The following is a 17,661-nucleotide window of genomic DNA, read 5'->3' on the forward strand; positions in this document are numbered from 1 at the left end:
TCAACGGTCCCTTGAGGCGTTGACGGCGCGGCCGGTCGGGTTCACCCGTGGGCGGGCGGCGTCGCGGCGCAAACTGGTCAGCCACGCACCGACCGCCGCGGGCGCGCGCACCGGGGTGTCGAGCCGGCCGGGGTCGGCATCCCAGAACTCCTGCCACGACGGAAAAGCGTCGTGGAATCCGCCGTCGTGCCGTGGCGAGCCGGGCCAGCGCATTTTCGCCGACCCGATCGGCGGGTCGGTGACATCGGACTGGTACCAGAACAGCGGCGTGCGTTTTGCGAAATACCAGTGGCCGTCGCGGCGCTGATAGCTGTCGAGATAGGCGAGCAGTTCGACCACCCAGATCGCTTCTGTCTCCAAGTCGTTGCGCGAGTAGACGAGACCAGTGGCGTGGCTGTCGTCATGGATGTCGATGACGTGGCCGAGCACACCGTGCGCGCTACCCAGTAGGTTGTGGCGCATCTCGGTGTCGTACCACGCTCGCAGGGCGGCCCGGCCGCTGCGCTTGCCGGGAACGCCGACGTCATCGACGAAGAGGTTGACCAATGCATCGAGGTCGCGCATGTCGAGGGCGACGGCGTATTTCGCGGCGAGCTGACGGATCTCGTCGAGCGCTTCGAGACGTTCGATGCGGGCTTGCAGATCCGCAAGAGATGTCACGACAGTTCTCCCGTCGCGAGCAGGTCGGTCAACCGCGCTTTGTCGATCTTGTTCGTGGTCGTATATGGCAACCCTGCGGGATCGGGCAGAATCACCCACTTCTTGGGGACCTTGTAGGCGGCCAACTCCTTGCGGCACGCGGTCACCAGATCGTCTGCGGCTGCCGTAGCGCCCTCGTTGAGCACCACGACCGCACTGACGACCGCACCTTTGTCCGGGTCGGGAATTCCCACCACGTACGCGATCCGTACCCCGTCGAACCGGCCGATGGCCGCCTCCACCTCGACAGGAGCCACGTTGGCGCCCGATGTCTTGATCATGTCGTCGGTACGCCCCGCGAAGTAGAGGTGGCCGTCGTCATCGCGACGGCCCGCGTCCTTCGTGTGATACCAGCCGTCGGCGTCGAACACCTCTGTGTGGTTCCTGCCGACGATGCCGCGCATCATCGCAAAGCCGCGAACGCAGATCTCGCCGGAGACACCGTTGGGCACCTCGTTACCGTCGTCGTCGACGATCTTGTGCTCGTAACCGGGCGCGGACACACCTAGCGATCCGCGCTTGGACTGGGGTAGTTGTTCGTGCGGGGGCCACCAGGTGTGCGAACTGCACGTCTCGGTCATGCCGAGTTGAGCCACGCGCAGGGACGGATCGTCCGCGCGACGTTGCGGGGCGAGCAGCACCTGCTGGTAGCCGTCGCGCAACGTCGACAGATCGGTGCTATCGAAATCGGGATGGTTGGTCAGCGCCGGGCCAACGTGGGGGAAACCCGTTGCGTAGGTGGCGCGTTCGGCTTCGAGTAGGCGCAGCACGTCACCCGCGTCGAACTTGTGCTCGGTCAAGATGGTCAGACCGATCTGCATGGGGCCGAGCAGCCCGAACACCAACCCGCCCACCCAGAAAAAGGCCATCGGTATGTAAACGCGATCGCTCGCTGTCCACTCGTGTTGAGTCGCGATGAACCGCGAGTGTGTGATGGCCGTCGCGTGGGTGTGGATGACACCCTTGGGTTCCGATGTGCTGCCCGACGTGTAGATGACAACCAGGTCATCGCTGGGGCGCACCGTCGTTTCGACCGCGGCCAGAAACGACGCAGACACGGGGTCGGGCCATTCCGAGGCGTCTGCGTCAAGCGGAAAGATGTTGCGTAACTGGGGCAGTCCGTCGACGCGTAGCGAGACGCCGCGTTGTGCGATGCCCACTGCGCTGGCGACGCGGTCGCGAATGTCTTTCCCGAGGAGACGATCGACGGCCACCACGGTGTGAATATCGGCATCGCGCAGTAGCCAAGCGAGTTCGGGCGGCTGGAAGAACGTGTTGATGGGCACCGCGACGGCGCCGATGCGGGTGGCCGCCAGAAACGCGACTGCGAAGGCGGGTCCGTTGGGGGCGAGGATTCCGACGCGGGTGCCCTTACCCACTCCGGCGGCGAGAAACTTGCGGGCCATCTCCGCAGACTGCATTTCGGCTTCCGCGTAGGTGATTCGCTCGTCGGTGCCGTCGCCGATGGACGAAACGACGAAATCGTTGTCGCCGTGTGCGCCGACAATATCGGCCAGCATCGCCGGAATCACCGGGCGATAGGGAAGTGGTTCGTAGCTGAAGGTCCTCAATCGACTACCCATCGAGGTTCCCGCTTTTCGGCGAAGGCCACCATGCCCTCCCGGTAGTCAGGGTGAGTCATTTGGTGTTGCAGCACATAGCGATAAGCAACATCGTTGGCGGCGCGCAGGCCAACGTCCAGGCTCGTCCACATCGCCTTGATGGAAGCCTGAACGGTGGCGGGTGACAGTTGGGCGATCGAGAGTGCAATCTCGCGAGCGCGCTCCTGCAGGCGATCCGCAGGCACCACCTCGTTGATGAGGCCGATCTCGTAACCTCGCTGCGCGCTGATGCGACCCTCCTTGGTCATCAGCGCCAACTGCATCACCATCGACAACGGCATTCTGCGCAGCAGCACGGCCGGCTCGAGCGCGAACACGTTGCCGACCTTCAGATGCGTATCGATCAACTCGGCGTGTTCGGCTGCGATGATCAGATCGGAATCCGCGACCTGGTGCAGCGCGCCGCCGACAGCCATGCCGTTGAGTGCACAGATGACCGGCTTCCAGACCTCGTGATGCAGCCGCGATCCCGGTACCTTGTTGCGGATACCGCCCTCTGCGGTGGCCCGGATATCTTGACCCGCGCAGAACGCACGGTCACCAGCGCCGGTGATGATGGCGACACGGATGTCCGAGTCGTCGCGAACCCGCGCCCACGCCATGGCGAGTTCGGTTCTGGCCAAGTCGTCGGTGGCGTTGAGCCGCTCGGGGCGGTTGATCGTGATCGTCGCGACATGGTCGCTGACCTCAAACAGAATTCGCTTCAGATCCACGACAATCCCCTGGCCTCGGCGCTTGATAGCGCTAAACAGATTAGCAGAGAGTGTTTCATCGTCATGTCCGGTCAGTCACGGCATCCACTGTCCGCCCGATACCGAGATGAGCTGACCGGTCAGATGTTTCGCGGCGGGCGAGCACAGAAAAGCGACTACCGCCGCGACGTCGTCAGGCGCGCCGATCCGCCCGGTCAGGGTGGAAGCGCGCATCTGGTCGATCTCACTGTCAGTCTTGCGCGATAGCAGCCACGGGGTTGCCGTCGTCCCCACCACGACCGTGTTCACCCGTACGCCGAGTGGGCCGAGTTGCACCGCCATCAAGCGGCTCAGCCCCTCGACGCCTGACTTCGCCGCCGCGTACGCGGGCGGTCCGGTGCGCACACCGTGTGCCGACACCGAGCTGATGTTCACGATCGAGCCCGCCTGCTCCTGGATCATCTGACGCGCGACCACTTGCCCCATCACGAATGTGCCCTTGAGGTTGACGTCGACGATTCGGTCCCAGTCCTCATCGGTCTGATCGAGGAATGTGGCAGGCAGCGTCATCCCGGCATTGTTGATCAGCGCGGCGATGGGGCCGTATTCCGCGGCCAGTTGACTCATTGCGGCTTCCACCGCTTTCCGGTCGGTGATCGAGAGTTCAAGCGGGACAATGAGTCCGGCCCGGGCGACATCGCTATCCATGCATCGCGCAATAGCCTTGGGGTTCACGTCGACTACCGCGGTCCGATAGCCCGCGCCGATCAATGCGGTGACGATGGCTTCGCCTATGCCGCGAGCTCCGCCGGTCACCACCGCGACGGGAAGCCTGTCATCCGACACGGCGGCTCCTGTTCTCTTTGACAGCGCGCTCGATCCGGTCGATGGACGGCCGCAGCAGGTCGACCGCGTCGGACATCATCGCCGCCAGGTCGCCGGTCCCGCCACCGGAAACCCACACGTCGATCGCGGCCCGGTTGGCGCCGTTGACGATCGTTGCGGCGAGTCGTGGCCGCACGTCGACGTGATCCCGGGTGTCCAACCAGCGGGCCACTTCTGCCGTCATCTGGTCGATCCAGTCCTCGTTGATCCGGAGCATCGTTGCGCGCAGGGACGGCAAACGGCGGTACATCTCCGCCCTGACCAGAAAGATTTCCGGCTGCTCGCTGATGGCCGACGCAACAGCCTCCGACGCTTCGGCGAGTGCCCCCCACAGCGAAGCTGATGCCGAGTCGCGGAATCGGCGCGTGGCCTCCTCGAGTCGGTCCGCGTAGCCATGGAAGAGGATGTCCTCCTTGGCGGCGAAGTGATGGAAGAACGTCCGCGGTGCGACGCCGGCCGCGGAGGAGATCTGTTCGACGGTGGTCTCCTCATAGCCGTTACTCGTGAACAGTTCGATGGCGGCTGCTATCAGGGCATCCCGATTTCGCCGGCCTCGCGCCCTGCGCTGGTCCATGGTCAGCATCCTGCCAACGTTGCGCTTCCCGAAGTGAGTGCGACGACATCGCCTTGCAGGGTTTGGAACCGCACAGAATCGCCGCTGCGCCATACCTCTGTGCACAGTTCGGAGTCGAGCATGACCGGTTTGGCGAATCGACAGCTGATCGACGTAAGCGTTTGCGGGTCGCCGTCGCCGATCGTGTTGATCAACGCCCGCGCGGCGAAACCGAGAGTGCACAACCCGTGCAGGAACACGTCGTCGAATCCGAACTTCCTGGCCGCGACGGGGTCGATGTGTAGTGGGTTGCGGTCACCGCTGAGCCGATAGATCGCGGCCTGCTCGGGGCGCACCACGTCGACGAACACCGCGTCAGGCGCCCCGGTGGGATCCTCGGCAGGCCCTGGTCCGCGCGATCCCCCGAAGCCACCGCCCCCCAGCACCATCGTCTGAGCCGACGCGCTGAACAGTGGCCCCTGCGAGTCCACGCCCACCGATGTCACTTCGATGGCGGCGTGCCTGCCCTTGTCCCAGACCGCGGTCACCTCGGCGGTGATCGTGACCTCGCCGCTCGTGCCAAGGGGGCGTTCGAGCCGCAACGACTGCGCGGAATGCACGATCGGGTACGAACCGAGATTCAGCGCCGCGCGTAGATCCTTGACGGCCCACCAGTTGGCGATCAGCGCGAAAGTCGGCAGCACGGCCGGCCCGCAGTGCTCGTCGAGAAGCTGCAGTTCCTCCGGCGGGCGGGCACCCACGCCAAGCGCGTAGAGGATGGCGTCGGTGTCGGTCCACTGGAAGTGGGTCTCGGCAAGAGTGATGCCGACAAGGGCGTCGGAGAGGATCACGGGCGCGGTCACGGGGCCTCCAGCACAATGGAACGGTTTGACGCTATTTGTTCGATCGTGCAATATAGTCGCAGTAACTGCAACTATATTTGTGACGGAGGTGTCGACATGCGCTTCGGCGTGTTCATCCTCGGAGACAAGCCCAACCACCTCACGCACAAAGAGGTCCTCGCCAACGTGGTGGAAGAGGCGAGGTGGGCCGAAGAACTCGGCTACGACGAGATCTGGCTGGCCGAGCACCACTTCTCGCCCTACGGCACCCTCGCCGACCTGCCACTCGTCGCCGCGGCGATCGCCGCGCAGACGGAGCGAGTCCGCATCGGCACCGCGTGCATGGTGGCGCCTTTCCACGATCCGATCCAGCTTGCCGAGCGGATCGCACTGGTCGACAACCTCTCTGGCGGCAGGTTCGACGCCGGCTTCGGGCGCGGGTACCAAGCACACGAATTCAAGGGGTTCGGCGTTCCGATGGATGAGGCGACCGCCCGCTACCAGGAGTGCGTCGAGATCGTGCACCTACTGCTGACCCAAGAGAACGTCACCTACGCCGGCAAGTATTGGCAACTGGATGACGTCACCATCCACCCGCGGCCGGTCCAGCACCCCATACCGGTATGGGGCACGGTCATGAAGACGCCCTCGAGCTTCGAGTGGCTAGCCGACAAGGGGTTCGGCGCGATCATCGGAAACCCCTATCAGGTCGATCCTGATCTCCAGGGTGCGCTCGACATCTATCTGGAGACTCAGGCCAAGAAGGGCCTGGCCGCCGCGACAGGAAACGTGTGGGCGCTGCTGAACGCGTTCTGCCACGACGACGATGCTTTCGCGCGCACGTACCCACGCGAAAGCGTTGAGCTCTCGATCCGGACTCACCGTCAGTACTCGAATCCGTTCGAGCGGGGCGGCGAGATCCCAGCCGACTACAAGGCTTACTCGGACTGGTTCGAGAAGCACGACAAGCAGAGCTATGAACAGGTGCTCAACTCGCATCTGACGTTGATGGGTGATCCCGACCGAATCATCGAGAAGATGCGGACAGTGATCGACATGGGGTGGCGCAACATCATGTTGCGGATGTCGCGCGGTGGCGCGATGGATCGGCGCAAGGTCTACGAGTCGATGAAACTGTTCGCCCAAGAGGTGATTCCGGCGGCGACCGAGCTGGCGGCAACACCGGCTTGAGCGGGCAGCTCGCCGATCGCATTCGCGCGATACTGGCAATCGATCCGGACGCGCCTGCGATCGAGTTTCAGGGCACCTGGACGAGCTGGCGGACGGTGTCGGATGTCGCGGGCAGAGTCGAACACAGCTTGCGGACTTCAGGTTTGGACGAGGGGTGTCGTGTCGGCTTGGTGCTTCGCAACGATCCGGCGATGGTCGCGGCGATCCTGGGCGTCATATTCGCGCGCGGCTGCGTCGTCACGATCAACCCGTCCCATGGGGATGCCGGACTGGCCAATGACATCGAAGACCTGCGGCTCCCGGTCGTCCTCGCTGTCGGTGCCGACTGGCAGCGACCTTTCGTCGCGTCCGCAGCCAGCGGTGCGCTCGGTTTCGAAGTCAGCACCGATCCCGCATCTGTCGCTGCGGTTGCCAGCCTGGAGCATCTCGGCTCTGGCCCGTTTCGTCCGGCGGCGGACGGTGTCGCCGTCGAGATGCTGACAAGTGGCACGACCGGTCCGCCGAAGCGAATTCCGCTGTCTTATAATGCGTTCGAACGAACCGTGGCGGCTGCCGGCGCTCATTACGGGTCGGGTGACGCCGATGTTGCGCGCCTGCGTGGCGGGGTCGCCATCGTCAGCTCGCCACTGGTGCACATGTCGGGCCTGTTCCGCACGCTGCTCAACATCTGCGAGGGCCGCAAGGTCGCATTGTTGGAGAAGTTTCGGGTGCCCGACTTCGTCGATCTGCTCGAACGCCACCGGCCGAAGGCGGTCAGCCTGGTTCCGTCCGCTCTCGCGATGATCCTCGACGCGCAGGTTGATCCGGAGGCGTTCTCGAGTGTCAAAGTCGTCACGTCCGGCACCGCGCACCTGCCGGTGGCAGTCCAAGAAGAGTTCGAAGAGCGTTACGCCGTCGCGGTATTGCCGTCCTACGGGGCCACCGAGTTCGCGGGAGGGGTCGCGGGATGGAACTTAGACTTACATCGTGAGTGGTCAAAGTCAAAGCGCGGCAGTGTCGGTCGCCCCCAGGCAGATCGCGAAATCAGGATTGTCTCGACCGAGGACGGGCGCGGGCTGTCTGTCGGCAGCCAAGGGCAGATCGAGGTGCGAACGCGGGGTGGCGATTGGGTGCGCACGACGGACCTGGGGCGGATTGACTCTGACGGCTTCCTTTTCGTCGACGGCCGCACCGACGACGTGATCGTTCGCGGCGGATTCAAGGTGACGCCTGCCGATATCGTGGGGGCGCTACGAAGCCATCCCGCCGTCCGCGATGTGGGAGTGACCGGTGTGCCCGACGACCGTCTCGGCGCCGTCCCGGTGGCCGCAGTCGAACTCGCGCGCGGCGCTCGGGCGGACACCGAAGAGCTCCTCGACTTCCTCCGGGAGCGGGTGACCCGCTACCAGATGCCCGCATTGCTCAAGATCGTCGACGAGCTACCACGGACCCCATCGCTCAAGATCAGCCAGCCACGGTTGCGCGAACTGTTCAAAGGAGAGCGGACGTGAACTCGACCATCAGGGGAGCCGCAGCCATCGTCGGCGTAGCAGACGAGGTTTCGCCGTCCGGAGTCATCGACGTTCCGTTGCGTGAGTTGGAGGCTCGCGTCGTCACAGCGGCGCTGGCGGATGCCGGACTGTCTCTGGCCGACGTCGACGGGTTGTGCGCATGCACGGGCGGCACGCTGATGCACTCGGTCGAACTGGCCGAATACCTCGGCATCACAGCACGATTCACGGATGCCACGCAGACCGGCGGCGCCAGCTATGGCCTGTACATCGAGCATGCCGCCGCGGCGATCGCGGCCGGCGAGGCTGAGACTGTCGTCATCGTCTATGCGTCGACGCCACGTGCCGCGCGCAAGCGCGGTGAAAAGGGGCTCGGTGTGTTCGCCACCCCGGAGCGCCTGGAATGGGAAACCCCGTTCGGGGTGATGCTGCCGATCAGCGCGTATGCACTCGCCGCGAATCGGCACATGGCGACCTACGGGACCACTGCCGAGCAACTGGCACAGATCGCGGTCGACACCAGGGCATGGGCGGTCCGAAATCCGCGAGCGCATCTGCGTGATCCGATCACCGTCGACGACGTGTTGAATTCGGGTTTCCTGGCCGAACCGGTGCACAAGCTCGAATGCTGCCTTGTGACCGATGGCGCTGCCGCCGTCGTCGTCACCAGCGCCAAGCACGCGCGATCACTGAGCAAGCCGCCGGCCTATGTACTCGGTGCGGCCTCGGCTGCCTCGCACGCGATGATCTCGCAGATGCCCGATCTGACCGTCACGCCGGGTGCGGTGTCGGGCCCGTCCGCGTTCGCGGCGGCAGGCATTTCCCCGTCGGACATCGACGTCGTTCAGCTCTACGACTCGTTCACGATCACTGTGCTACTCGCACTGGAGGACCTCGGCTTCTGCGCGAAAGGGGAGGGCGGTCCGTTCGTCGGCGACGGCGTCCTGGCACCGGGTGGCAAGCTGCCCGGCCAGACCACCGGCGGCGGCCTTGCCTACACACATCCAGGAGCGTTCGGAGCCTTCCTTCTCGTCGAGGCCGCACGGCAACTGCGAGGGGAATCCGGTGAACGCCAGGTCTCCGATGCACAGACTGCATTGGTCCACGGCACGGGCGGCGTGCTCTCCGCTACATCGACGGTGATCCTGGGAACGGAGGCCACCCTGTGAACGACGGATTTCCGGTGCCGGCGCCCAGCGCGGTGTCCGCGCCATTCTGGGCCGCCACTGAAAAGCACCAACTGAGCATGCAGCGCTGCGAATCCTGCCATCGGTTGGTCTGGTATCCGCGCGCGCTGTGTCCGCGGTGCGGCGATTTCTCGTTGCGCTGGGAACAGCTGTCGGGCCAGGGCGTGGTCTACGCGGTCAGCGTGCACCACCGCGCCGCCCATCCTGCCTTTGCCGACCGCGTGCCCTACTCAGTTGTGCTGGTGGATCTCGACGAGGGTGCGCGGATGATGTCAAACGTATTCGGCGCACCGCCAGCCGTCGGCGATGCGGTGTCGCTGGCGTGGATCGCACTGGACGACGGACGCAACCTTCCCATCTTCGAGGCGCTATGAGCGGCGGAGACGACCTGCGACGAATCCGTGAAGACATCGTGTTGCGGCATGTCGCGGGTGAGAACGACCGCGATCTAGAAGCGATAATGGCGACCTTCACCCGCGCGCGATACGAAATCGTACCCACTGCAATGGTTTACGACGGTGACCAGTCAGTCCGCGAGATGATCCTGCGTCAGTGGGCCGAGCTTCCGCGGATGCACTACTCCGCCGAAGGCATCTTCCACGGCAACCTCGGCTTGATGGTGGAAACCCGGACAACCTGTCCCGGAACACCGATCGACATGCTCAGCGTGAACCTGTTCGGTTTCGACGGCGCGGGGCTGGTCCTCGAGCGCTGCTACTTCGACCGGACGCTGTTCGCGGCACAGCTGGAGCTATTGAACGGTTAGACAAAATTCGTCATGTTGTAGAATCGGACCGCCGAAGTGCACGGGCAAGGAGTGTGTATGGCCACGCAGTTGGACGCCGAGGCGCAGTCACCGACCAGCGATCGCGCCATTGAGCTGTACCGCCTGATGAGCAAAGTCCATCTCGCCGATCAACGAGTGCGAAAAGGCTTGTCTTCAGGCGAGATAGCGATGAGTTACTGGCCAGTCGATGGTCAGGAGGCGATGTCCGCGGGCGCGATGCTCGCGCTTGCCGAGAGCGACCAGCTGGTCACCACATACCGCGGTCTTGGCGACGTGGTCGCCAAGGGGATCGACCTGCCCCGGTACTTCAGCGAGATTCTCGGCAGATCGACGGGTCTTTCCCGAGGAAAGGCCGGCGCCATGGGAATCTACGATCCCGATCACGGAGTCGCGTGGACCACCGGCATCGTCGGCGCGGGACCGCTCATTGCAAACGGCATCGCTCTGGCAGCGGCCCAGCGCAACACCGGGCAGGTGGTACTCGTCAGCTTCGGCGACGGCGCCACCAGCATCGGCTACGTCCACGAAGCCATGAACATGGCCGCACTGTGGTCACTGCCCGTCGTGTTCTTCTGCCAGAACAACGCGTGGGCCGAAGGAACCGCGATGGGTCGATACACCCGGTCGCAGCGACTGTCCGACCGTGCGGCCGGGTACGCCATGCCAGGCGACACCGTCGACGGCACCGACCCACACGCTGTCTACACCGCCGTACGGGACGCGGTGGCCAACGCCAGGTCAGGACGCGGACCGAGCTTCATCGAGGCAGTCGGATATCGACTGCAGGGCCACTACTTCGGCGACGCGATGAGCTACGCCGACCAGGACGAACTCGCTGCCAAGCGAGCGGATCCACCTCTTTCACGTTATCGACGCCTGCTCATCGAGGAAGGCCTCGCCGACGAGTCGGGACTCGACAGCATCGATACCGAACTCGCCGACGAGATCGAGGACGCGTTCGCATCGGCTCGCGATGCAGCTGCGCCAGATGTCAGCGAGCTGACCCGCGATGTGTTCTGCGGCAACGGGTCCGAGCTGGCGGCGCGCGGTCAGGTGCGTGCAGTGTTGCCGTCGGGCGAGACCGAGGACCTCGGCCTGGTGCAGGCGATTCACCGAACCCTCGACAGGGCGATGGCTGCCGACGAGTCGATCGTGCTGTTGGGCGAGGACATCGGCGACCCTTCGGGCGGCGGTATGTTCAAGGTCACCGCCGGATTGTCGGCGAAATACGGTGAGCATCGGGTGCGCGACACCCCGATCGCCGAATCATCGATCATCGGTGCGGCGGTCGGCGCTTCGTTGGGCGGTCTGCGGCCAGTTGCCGAACTGATGTTCATGGACTTCTTCGGGGTCGCGATGGATCAGATCGCCAACCACGCCGCCAAGGTTCGGTACATGTCCGGTGGCCGCAAAGGCGCACCGATGGTCATCCGCACGATGGTGGGAATGGCTGCGGGACCGCAGCATTCGCAGGCGTTCGAGGCATGGGCGATGCACACTCCCGGACTCAAGGTGGTTTGGCCAAGCACCGCCGCTGACGCCGCCGGGCTGCTCAATGGGTGCCTGCAGGAGAACGACCCTTGTGTCTTCATCGAATCGATGAAGCTCTACTACGGCGGCGGTAAAGGGCCGGTCCCTGTCGCTGACTATGTGATCCCGCTCGGTCAGGCTGATGTCAAGCGGCCGGGCCGAGACGTCACGATCTGCACGTACGGCGTCATGGTTCATGCCGCACTGGACGCTGCGAAACAGCTTGAAGCGGAGAGTATTTCCGTGGAGGTGCTTGACCTGCGCAGTCTGGTGCCGCTGGATATGGAGGCAGTACTCGAGTCGGTTCGCAAGACGAAGCGGTTGGTGGTGGCACACGAGTCGGTCGGCTTCTGCGGCCCTGGTGCGGAGATCGCGGCCGCTGTCGGCACAGAACTCTTCGGCGTGCTGGCCGCACCGATCCAACGAGTCGCAGGCACGTACACGCCCGTTCCGCGGGCGGCCACGCTCGAGGCGGCCTGCCGCCCGAACGCGAGCCAGCTCGCCGATGCCGTCAGGGAGATCATGTGACAGAGGTTCGGATGCCGAAGCCGGGCGACGCGATCACCGAAGCGGAGGTGACGAATTTGTATGTCGCCGATGGTGACTCGGTGAATGAGGGCGAACCGTTGTATGCGATCGCCACCGACAAGGTCGAGATGGACATCGAAGCGCCCGCCTCCGGTGCTGTCACGTGGAAGGTGACGGTCGGCGACACATACGACGTCGGCGAACTCGTCGCCGTGATCTCATGAGTGAACTGCCCGATGCGGTAACCGTCGACCTCGGCGCGCCCGAGTTGACGGGTCGAATCGACGGGGACACGCTGACAGTCACTATCAATCGTCCGGAGAAGCGCAACGCGGTGACCGCCGACGGCTACCACGGCATCAAGCGCGCGGCGATGATCGTCGCCGACGAACCCCGGCTGCAATTCCTGGTGATCACCGGTGCGGGCGACGTTTTCTGCGCCGGCGGTGACATGAACTCCGTCGGCAATCCCGACCGCACCTGGGATGCGTTCACCGAGGCCTACGACGGCACCCCCTTCGAAGTGCTTGGCAAGATCCCCAAGCTCGTCGTGTGCGCTGTCAACGGAATCGCCATGGGCGGTGGCTTGGTGATGACCTTGTTCGCCGATCTGGTGATCGCATCCGATCGGGCACGATTGCGTGTTCCCGATCTGACGCGGGGCGTCTACGAAGCGTTTGTCGCAGCCAGACTGCCGCAGCGAATCGGGACGCTGCGGGCGAATCACTTGATCTACGGCAATGACTGGATCGATGCGGCGGAAGCGGAACGGCTCGGCCTAATCGGCAGAGTCGTCGCCCACGACGAGTTGTCCGAAGCGACCCAGGCTTTGCTGGCTCGGGTACGCAACACCGGCCCGGCCGCCCGTGCGGCGATGAAACGTGAGATGGCACGGGCGTTGCCTGCCGTCGACGTCAGCGGCTACTGGTCGTCGATCGGCACGTCAGAACAGATCGAGGCGTTCACGGCGTTCCTGCAGAAGCGCGACCCCATCTGGTCTGTCAACTCAGACCGCGACGCATTCGTTCATACCCGCCGGCCAGCATGGCTGCCGGCCGATGGGCAATTCTCAGAGGGGGAAAATCCTTGATTCGCACCAGATTCACCGAAACATTCGGTATCGATGCCCCGATTGTGCAGGGCGGGATGCAGTGGGTGGGTCGCGCCGAGTTGGCCGCGGCGGTCTCGGACGCGGGCGCGCTCGGGCTGATCACCGCGTTGACGCAGCCCACCCCCGCCGATCTCGCCAATGAGATCGCCCGCGCCCGCGACCTGACAGACAAACCATTTGGCGTGAATCTGACCATTCTCCCGACGATCGATCCGCCGCCGTATGACGAGTATCGGCGGGTGATAGTCGATGCAGGCATCAAGATCGTGGAGACGGCCGGATCCAATCCGGCACCGCATCTGCCGATGTTCCACGACAACGGAATAAAGGTGATCCACAAATGCACATCGGTTCGTCACGCCGTGAAGGCGCAGAGCCTCGGTGTGGATGCGATCAGCATCGACGGGTTCGAATGCGCCGGCCACCCCGGTGAGGATGACATTCCCGGACTGGTGCTGATTCCGGCTGCCGCAAAGGAGATCGAGATCCCGATGATCGCCTCGGGCGGCTTTGCCGACGGGCGTGGCTTGGTCGCCGCGCTGGCACTGGACGCCGACGGTATCAACATGGGCAGCCGCTTCATGTGCACCGTCGAATCGCCGATCCATCAGAACGTCAAAGACGCGATTGTTTCGGGCAGCGAGTTGGACACCGAGCTGATCTTCCGCACGCTCCGTAACACGGGCAGGGTTGCGAGTAACACCGTATCCCGAGAAGTGGTCGAAATCCTCAACGACGGTGGGCAATTCGAGGACATCGCTCATCTGGTGTCAGGTAAACGTGGCGTGAAGGTCTACGAGACCGGCGATCTGGATGCCGGTATCTGGTGGATCGGAACGGCGATGGGACTGATCGACGACGTTCCAACCGCCGGTGAACTGGTTTCTCGCATCGTCGCCGATGCCGAAGAGATCATCAGTGGACGGCTCTATGGGGCGCTGAAGTGAGCATGCCGGCGGGCACGTCGGAACTTACCGGCTGCGACGAGATCCTGGTAGCCAGCGATGGACCCGTTCGCATTGTCACACTGAACAACCCTGACAACGCCAACGCGGTGAACAACGCCATGCACGGCGCGTTCGCCCGGTTGTGGACGAAGCTCGGCGAGGATACGGACGCCCGGGCGGTCCTGCTCACCGGTACCGGTGACTACTTCTCGGCAGGCGGAAACCTGGTCGAGTGGCTCGAAACCCATGTCAACAATCCGGTGACTCGACGCGAAGGCATGCGCGACGCGCGCCGGATCGTTCGCGACATGATCGATTTCCCGCTTCCCATCGTGGCCGCGGTCAACGGCCCAGCCGTCGGATTCGGCTGCAGCATCGCGGTTCTGTGCGACATTGTCTTGATGTCGGACCGGGCGTTCTTCGCCGACACCCATGTCGCCAGCGGGCTCGTCGCCGGCGACGGGGGCTCCGTGCTCTGGCCGTTGTTGATGAGCCTGCTGAAAGCGAAGGAGTATCTGCTCCTCGGCGAGCGGATCAACGCGGCCACTGCCGTTGAGCTCGGCCTGGCCAACCGGGTAGTACCCCACGAATCGACCAAGCAGGACGGGCTGGCGCTGGCGCATCGGCTCGCCGCTCTGCCCGCGCGTGCCGTTCAGGACACCAAGCGGACCTTGAATCTCCATGCCGAGCGTGCGGTCACCGCGATCCTCGAATACGGGATCTCGGCGGAGACCGAGTGTTTCACCACTCCTGAGCACCGGGCGGCGATCGACAAATTCCTCAACCGGTAGGCCCTGATGACAGACGCACCTCTCGTCACCGCGGAGGACCTCGGCAGCATCAGAGTGGTGCGTTTGAACCGGCCCGCACAGCGCAACGCTTTGCAGTACGAGTCGTGGACCGAGTTGGCGACCGTCCTTTCAGACGCGGTCACGGCGGGCGTCCAAGGCGTCGTTGTGGCGGGTGCCGGCGGATTCTTCAGTGCGGGAGGCGATCTGAAGAGTGGACCCGCCCACGGCTCGGGGCCGATGAGCCCTGCCGGGCGTGTCGAGCATGCCCAGCAAGTGATCGAACAGCTCAAATCCGTCCCGATGCCGACTATCGCTGCTGTCGAGGGGGGCGCCGTCGGGCTCGGGTGGAGTTTGGCACTGTCGTGTGACCTGGTGGTAGCCGCCTCGGACGCCTTTTTCAGCGCGCCGTTCGTGGCCCGTGCGGTCGTTCCCGATGGCGGGCTGGCGTGGCGGCTCACCCAGCAGATTGGCCGGCATCGCGCGGCCTCGCTTCTGCTGCGGGGCGGGCGTCTTTCTGCGGTGGAGGCCGAACGACAGGGGTTGGTGACTGATGTCGTCGAACAGGGGAGTGCGGTTGACAGTGCCATCGCCATCGCTCGTGAATTGGCGGGCGCTGACGCTGGGGCGGTGGAAATGACCAAGAGGCTGATGAATTCAGCGGAAGCGGCACAGCTGGCTGCGTTTAACCCGGTGGAGTTGGCGATCGCGACTATCGCCCAGCAACGTTCTGCTAGCGGGGAAGCCCGAGGCCAGTGGTCGAGATGAGATCCCGCTGAATCTCGCTGGTGCCCCCACCGATCGTGTGAAGCAACGACAACAACAGGCCCTCCGAGAAATGCCCGTCAAGAAGGGCGTCAGGATCATCAGGCAGCAATGCGCCGGCGGGCCCGAGTATTTGTGCACCCAACTGACGGAGCTCTGCCGTCAGTTCTGAGTGGTACAGCTTGGAAAGCGACGGCAGCGCGGGGTCCAGCGCACCGGTGGCTTGTAAATGCGCAACCCGATACGACAGCGCGCGGCCTACCTCGACCCGTTCTACCATGCGTGCCAACGCTGTTCGGTTCATCGGGTCGCTGAGTGGATCATGCGTGGAGCCGAGTTGCGAATGGCACCAGTCGACGAGCTCGTCGAGGTAACGCTGTGCCTGCGCGGCACGTGTCACGTTCGACCGTTCGGCGTCAAGCAGCGCCTTGGCCACCTTCCACCCGTCGCCCTCGCCGCCCACCAGGTTGTGGGCGGGTACTCGGACCTCGTCGAAAAACTCCTCGGCGAATGTGGGATAACCCGTCATCGATCTGATCGGCCGGCGAGTGATTCCCGGCGTCGACAGGTCGACGAGGAAGAACGAGATTCCGGCCTGGCGCTTATCCGCCACGGGCGACGTTCGCGCCAACACGAACATCCAGTCGGCGAGTACGCCGTTGCTGGTCCACGTCTTCTGGCCGTCAAGAACGTAGTGGTCTCCGTCGCGGCGGGCCGTCATCCGCAATGCCGCGAGGTCCGAGCCCGCCTCAGGCTCGGAATAGCCCTGCGCCCACATCCGCTCCGAGCGCGCGATGGCGGGCAGGTGTTCGCGCTGCTGTTCGGGTGTGCCGAACCGAAAGAGCACGGGCGCAAGCATGTTCACACCGTTGGTGTTGACCAGCGGTGCGCCCGCATAGGCGAGTTCTTCCCGGATCACCACCTGGTCGACCACACCGCGGCCGCCACCCTCGAACTTCGCAGGCCAATGCGGTACGAACCAGCCCTGGGTATGCAGCGCCCGACAGAATGCCACCGCACGATCGTGTGCGTCGCGAGGCAGGTAATCGGGGTTGGCTGCGGTCCGCCTGAACTCGTCGGGCAGGTTGTCGTCAAGCCACTTGCGCACCTGGGTGCGCAGTAGGTCGACGGCCTCTCCGCCGCCGAACCGCACGATCGGCTTGAGCGGCACGACTGATCACACCCGGTCAGTTGGTTTTGCGGCCTTCTTCATCAACTCCGCCATGTAGTCCCGAAACTCTTTGGATCCTGTGACGACGGCCTGCAGGTCGTTACTCGCCTGCTGGTGCGTGCGGAACCCCATGTTCTCCCAGGCGCGCAGAATGCCTGCCTTCGTCGCCTGCAACGTGATCAACGGAGCTTTGGCAATCTTGGCGGCCAGCGCTTCGACGGTCGCTTCGAGTTGATCCGCTGGAACGACGTGATTGACCAGTCCGAATTCGAGCGCTTGCGCCGCGGTGATCTTCTGGGCGGTGTACAGATACTCGGCCGCTCGCTTGTAATTCATGAAGACCCACGGCTCGAACATCGTTTCCGACCCGGGCAGCCCGAATCCGGGCACGAGTGGCATCTGGAACCACGCGTCATCGGAGCACACCGTGATTTCGGGAATCAACGCCCAAGTGGTTCCGCCGCCGATCGCGTAGCCGTGAACCTGTGCGATGACGGGCTTCGGAAACTCCCATAGTTTCAACACCGGCCACAGAAACAACTGGGCGGCGGAGCGCCACACCTTGCCCGAAGCGTCGAGTTCAGCCTTGAATTCGGGATAGCTGCCGTCAGGGACGTGTCCGGAGCAGAACCCCTTGCCGTTGGCCTTGATGATGACGACCTTGACGTCGTAGTCGTATTGCGCATCGTCAAGTGCTTCGTTGACGCTGTGCACCATCTCTGACGTCTGCGCGTTGGCACGCTCCGGATTGTTGAGAATGATCCGGGCGATCGCACCGTCCTTCTCGTAGACGACGTGATCGAGCGTGCGTGATTCCAACGGGGTCCCTCCTCTTCCAACGGCCAAGCCACTACTAAACAGAATGACGCAGAG

The 17,661-nt window shown here is 64.1% G+C and carries 19 protein-coding genes; 11 read left to right on the plus strand and 8 right to left on the minus strand.

All coding sequences use genetic code 11. The features are described from left to right. The 6 genes from C1A30_RS08335 to C1A30_RS08360 form a co-directional block, all read right to left on the minus strand. Positions 1–660 (minus strand): nuclear transport factor 2 family protein, encoded by a 660-nt coding sequence (locus C1A30_RS08335; RefSeq protein WP_101947816.1) that lies wholly within the window; start codon positions 658–660, stop codon positions 1–3. Next, a complete protein-coding gene (locus C1A30_RS08340; protein ID WP_101947817.1) occupies positions 657–2,282 on the minus strand; it encodes a class I adenylate-forming enzyme family protein in 1,626 nt (541 codons plus the stop codon). Before C1A30_RS08340 ends, C1A30_RS08335 begins: the two co-directional genes overlap by 4 nt. Continuing rightward, the gene (locus C1A30_RS08345) at positions 2,267–3,034 is read right to left on the minus strand and encodes an enoyl-CoA hydratase-related protein (protein WP_101947818.1); all 768 of its coding nucleotides are present in this window, start codon (positions 3,032–3,034) and stop codon (positions 2,267–2,269) included. Before C1A30_RS08345 ends, C1A30_RS08340 begins: the two co-directional genes overlap by 16 nt. A gap of 75 nt (positions 3,035–3,109) precedes the next feature. Further along, complete coding sequence (locus tag C1A30_RS08350; protein WP_101947819.1) at positions 3,110–3,859, minus strand: SDR family NAD(P)-dependent oxidoreductase; 750 nt, start codon at positions 3,857–3,859, stop codon at positions 3,110–3,112. Beyond that, entirely contained in the window at positions 3,849–4,481 is a 633-nt protein-coding gene (locus tag C1A30_RS08355; RefSeq protein WP_235009740.1) for a TetR/AcrR family transcriptional regulator, read from the minus strand. Before C1A30_RS08355 ends, C1A30_RS08350 begins: the two co-directional genes overlap by 11 nt. Beyond that, a complete protein-coding gene (locus C1A30_RS08360) occupies positions 4,475–5,314 on the minus strand; it encodes a MaoC/PaaZ C-terminal domain-containing protein (RefSeq protein ID WP_160112710.1) in 840 nt (279 codons plus the stop codon). The genes C1A30_RS08355 and C1A30_RS08360 overlap by 7 nt, the downstream gene beginning before the upstream one ends. Positions 5,315–5,410: 96 nt before the next feature. Here C1A30_RS08360 and C1A30_RS08365 point away from each other — a divergent pair, with 96 nt between their 5' ends. Genes C1A30_RS08365 through C1A30_RS08415 form a run of 11 tightly spaced genes read left to right on the plus strand, consistent with a single transcriptional unit; the run spans position 5,411 to position 15,620 of the window. Then, positions 5,411–6,484 (plus strand): LLM class flavin-dependent oxidoreductase, encoded by a 1,074-nt coding sequence (locus C1A30_RS08365; protein ID WP_101947821.1) that lies wholly within the window; start codon positions 5,411–5,413, stop codon positions 6,482–6,484. Then, positions 6,481–7,974, plus strand: a complete 1,494-nt coding sequence (locus C1A30_RS08370; RefSeq protein WP_235009742.1) for a class I adenylate-forming enzyme family protein — start codon at positions 6,481–6,483, stop codon at positions 7,972–7,974. The genes C1A30_RS08365 and C1A30_RS08370 overlap by 4 nt, the downstream gene beginning before the upstream one ends. Next, the gene (locus C1A30_RS08375) at positions 7,971–9,143 is read left to right on the plus strand and encodes an acetyl-CoA acetyltransferase (RefSeq protein WP_101947822.1); all 1,173 of its coding nucleotides are present in this window, start codon (positions 7,971–7,973) and stop codon (positions 9,141–9,143) included. Before C1A30_RS08370 ends, C1A30_RS08375 begins: the two co-directional genes overlap by 4 nt. Further along, positions 9,140–9,535 (plus strand): Zn-ribbon domain-containing OB-fold protein, encoded by a 396-nt coding sequence (locus C1A30_RS08380; RefSeq protein WP_235009744.1) that lies wholly within the window; start codon positions 9,140–9,142, stop codon positions 9,533–9,535. The genes C1A30_RS08375 and C1A30_RS08380 overlap by 4 nt, the downstream gene beginning before the upstream one ends. Beyond that, the gene (locus tag C1A30_RS08385) at positions 9,532–9,927 is read left to right on the plus strand and encodes a nuclear transport factor 2 family protein (protein ID WP_101947823.1); all 396 of its coding nucleotides are present in this window, start codon (positions 9,532–9,534) and stop codon (positions 9,925–9,927) included. Before C1A30_RS08380 ends, C1A30_RS08385 begins: the two co-directional genes overlap by 4 nt. A gap of 57 nt (positions 9,928–9,984) precedes the next feature. Then, the gene (locus tag C1A30_RS08390) at positions 9,985–12,006 is read left to right on the plus strand and encodes a thiamine pyrophosphate-dependent enzyme (protein WP_101947824.1); all 2,022 of its coding nucleotides are present in this window, start codon (positions 9,985–9,987) and stop codon (positions 12,004–12,006) included. Next, positions 12,003–12,230, plus strand: coding sequence for a biotin/lipoyl-containing protein (locus C1A30_RS08395; RefSeq protein WP_101947825.1), 228 nt, complete (start codon positions 12,003–12,005; stop codon positions 12,228–12,230). Before C1A30_RS08390 ends, C1A30_RS08395 begins: the two co-directional genes overlap by 4 nt. Further along, the gene (locus C1A30_RS08400) at positions 12,227–13,096 is read left to right on the plus strand and encodes an enoyl-CoA hydratase/isomerase family protein (RefSeq protein WP_101947826.1); all 870 of its coding nucleotides are present in this window, start codon (positions 12,227–12,229) and stop codon (positions 13,094–13,096) included. Before C1A30_RS08395 ends, C1A30_RS08400 begins: the two co-directional genes overlap by 4 nt. Next, positions 13,051–14,064: a nitronate monooxygenase family protein gene (locus C1A30_RS08405; protein WP_101947827.1), complete on the plus strand. Its 1,014-nt coding sequence runs from the start codon at positions 13,051–13,053 to the stop codon at positions 14,062–14,064. Before C1A30_RS08400 ends, C1A30_RS08405 begins: the two co-directional genes overlap by 46 nt. Before the next feature lie 2 nt (positions 14,065–14,066). Beyond that, positions 14,067–14,855: an enoyl-CoA hydratase/isomerase family protein gene (locus tag C1A30_RS08410; RefSeq protein ID WP_101947828.1), complete on the plus strand. Its 789-nt coding sequence runs from the start codon at positions 14,067–14,069 to the stop codon at positions 14,853–14,855. A gap of 6 nt (positions 14,856–14,861) precedes the next feature. Then, the gene (locus C1A30_RS08415; RefSeq protein ID WP_255413205.1) at positions 14,862–15,620 is read left to right on the plus strand and encodes an enoyl-CoA hydratase/isomerase family protein; all 759 of its coding nucleotides are present in this window, start codon (positions 14,862–14,864) and stop codon (positions 15,618–15,620) included. On the opposite strand, the gene C1A30_RS08420 is transcribed toward C1A30_RS08415, so the two are convergent. Further along, positions 15,586–16,788, minus strand: a complete 1,203-nt coding sequence (locus tag C1A30_RS08420) for an acyl-CoA dehydrogenase family protein (RefSeq protein WP_101947830.1) — start codon at positions 16,786–16,788, stop codon at positions 15,586–15,588. The two genes, C1A30_RS08415 and C1A30_RS08420, sit on opposite strands and share 35 nt — an antisense overlap. A 6-nt stretch (positions 16,789–16,794) precedes the next feature. Further along, the gene (locus tag C1A30_RS08425) at positions 16,795–17,607 is read right to left on the minus strand and encodes an enoyl-CoA hydratase/isomerase family protein (protein WP_101947831.1); all 813 of its coding nucleotides are present in this window, start codon (positions 17,605–17,607) and stop codon (positions 16,795–16,797) included. Positions 17,608–17,661 lie beyond the last annotated feature (54 nt).

It is taken from the genome of Mycobacterium sp. 3519A (assembly GCF_900240945.1).
GTDB lineage: Bacteria > Actinomycetota > Actinomycetes > Mycobacteriales > Mycobacteriaceae > Mycobacterium.

Excerpts from the sequence above, each read along its gene's own strand:
- C1A30_RS08340 (WP_101947817.1), bottom strand. The coding sequence starts at position 2,282 with ATGGGTAGTCGATTGAGGACCTTCAGCTACGAACCACTTCCCTATCGC.
- C1A30_RS08355 (WP_235009740.1), bottom strand. The coding sequence starts at position 4,481 with ATGCTGACCATGGACCAGCGCAGGGCGCGAGGCCGGCGAAATCGGGAT.
- C1A30_RS08365 (WP_101947821.1), top strand. The coding sequence starts at position 5,411 with ATGCGCTTCGGCGTGTTCATCCTCGGAGACAAGCCCAACCACCTCACG.
- C1A30_RS08385 (WP_101947823.1), top strand. The coding sequence starts at position 9,532 with ATGAGCGGCGGAGACGACCTGCGACGAATCCGTGAAGACATCGTGTTG.
- C1A30_RS08390 (WP_101947824.1), top strand. The coding sequence starts at position 9,985 with ATGGCCACGCAGTTGGACGCCGAGGCGCAGTCACCGACCAGCGATCGC.
- C1A30_RS08400 (WP_101947826.1), top strand. The coding sequence starts at position 12,227 with ATGAGTGAACTGCCCGATGCGGTAACCGTCGACCTCGGCGCGCCCGAG.
- C1A30_RS08405 (WP_101947827.1), top strand. The coding sequence starts at position 13,051 with ATGGCTGCCGGCCGATGGGCAATTCTCAGAGGGGGAAAATCCTTGATT.
- C1A30_RS08410 (WP_101947828.1), top strand. The coding sequence starts at position 14,067 with ATGCCGGCGGGCACGTCGGAACTTACCGGCTGCGACGAGATCCTGGTA.
- C1A30_RS08415 (WP_255413205.1), top strand. The coding sequence starts at position 14,862 with ATGACAGACGCACCTCTCGTCACCGCGGAGGACCTCGGCAGCATCAGA.